This is a genomic window from Mesorhizobium sp. M7A.F.Ca.CA.003.01.2.1 (assembly GCF_003998945.1).
Lineage (GTDB): Bacteria > Pseudomonadota > Alphaproteobacteria > Rhizobiales > Rhizobiaceae > Mesorhizobium > Mesorhizobium ciceri.
The window spans coordinates 1-1,651 of sequence record NZ_RZRA01001105.1; the positions used below are offsets into that span (position 1 = coordinate 1).

Genomic DNA, 1,651 nt, shown 5'->3' on the forward strand with positions numbered 1-1,651 from the left:
CTTGTAGATGATGCTCGGGATCAGGAAGCCGCTCTTGCGCTTCACCGTCGGGTCGGCAATTTCGAATGCAGGCAGATAGGCAAGCGGAAAACCGAAGAACTCGAAATTCGCATTCTCGAAGCGAACCGTCTTCTTCTCGCCGTTCCAGATGATCTTCTTGGCCTTGACGCGCCAGGTCGGCGCTTTGTCCGGCTTATCCTCGCACGGCTCGCAGGCGGTGTAGACGCCATTGTGGAAGGTGGTCAGCACGCCGCCCATGCGTTCGGCGCTTTCGGCGGCGAAATAGGCCTTGTCGATGGTTTCGACCCGCAACGCGTTGACGAAGCCGTCGGCGAAGTCATCGGTGATGTCGATATGCTGCGAATTGATCTTGGTACCGTCGCTGTTGATGACTTCGACGTTACCGCTTGCGACCATTCGCTTGGTGTTGCGGTTGTACTCGACCCGCTGGGCGACAAGGCGATTGCCACCATAGTCGATCTGCACGCCGCCAACGGCGGTCACGGTCTGGTTGTCGTTGTTATAGACCAGCGTGTCGGCCGCCAGCAGCATTTGCGAGCCGGACGGAACCGATGTCGCCATGTCGCCGACGTCCTGCGCAAGCGCCGGTGCCGGAACGGCGTAGGCAAGCACGCACGCCAAGGCGGTCGCCGCATAGAGGCGCGCCAAACCGGCCTGCCTGTTGCTGGGCAAAAACGCCTCCCTCACTAGCCGTCTTCCTTGTATAGCAGGAAAGTCACCCCGAAGAACATAGCCACCATGACCGGTACCCAGGCGGCTACGACAGTCGGCACGAATCCCGCCACGCCGAATGCCTTCACCAGAACCGAAACGACATAAAGCAGAAAGCCAGCGATGATGCCACCCAGAATCATCGTCGCCGACTGCCCCATCCTAGCAAATCGCATTGAAACCGTTGCCGCGATCAGCGTCATGGCGACGAGAAGGAACGGCAACGCCACGAGCGAATCAAACTGCATGGCAAAGGCATTTGCCTTGAGGCCGAAGGAGCGGGCAACCTCGATCTTTCCGGGCAGGTCGTAGAAGGGGATGGTTTCCGGGCGCGCCAGCCGCTCTTGCACGAATTCGGGCTTCAGATTGGTCGGTACGCGATCGGTTGCCGATGCCTGGATCGTGCCGTTCTGGAACGTCTTGACGTCCTGCAATTCCCAATAGCCGTCGCGCAGGAAGGCACGGGCAGCATCCTTGCGCTCGACGATGTTGCCTTGCGGGTCGAGAATGAAGAATACGACATCGGCCATTTCCAGGCCCTGGTTCAGGATGGCCCGCGCACCGATGATGGTGTCCCCCGAACTGGTTTTCTGCCGGATCCAGGGCGCGGCATCGGCCGAGACCGTATTCGATTTGCCGGAACGCAGCTGGGTTTCGATCTGCTCGGACCAGGAGAATGCGTGCGCGGCGAGCGGATTGATGACGCCAACCGACAGGACGCCGAACAGCAAGGCTCCGATACAGCAGGGCAAGAGGAACTGCCAGGCGGAAACACCGGCGGAACGCGCGATGACCAGCTCGTAGCGCCGGTTCAGCGACACCAGCGTCGCCATCGCCGAGAAGAGACCGACGAACGGCACCGTCTGCAGCATGATCATCGGCATGCGGAGGCCTGAAATGGCTACCGCCGTGCCGTAGG

At 60.6% G+C, this 1,651-nt stretch carries 1 protein-coding gene and 1 pseudogene; both read right to left on the minus strand.

The features are described from left to right. Positions 1-708 (minus strand): annotated as a pseudogene (locus tag EN969_RS30185) (LPS-assembly protein LptD); the annotation flags it as partial. Beyond that, positions 708-1,651: LPS export ABC transporter permease LptG (lptG, locus tag EN969_RS30190; RefSeq protein ID WP_127419687.1), on the minus strand; the 944-nt coding region annotated here is incomplete at its 5' end. The gene lptG and the pseudogene EN969_RS30185, both read right to left, overlap by 1 nt.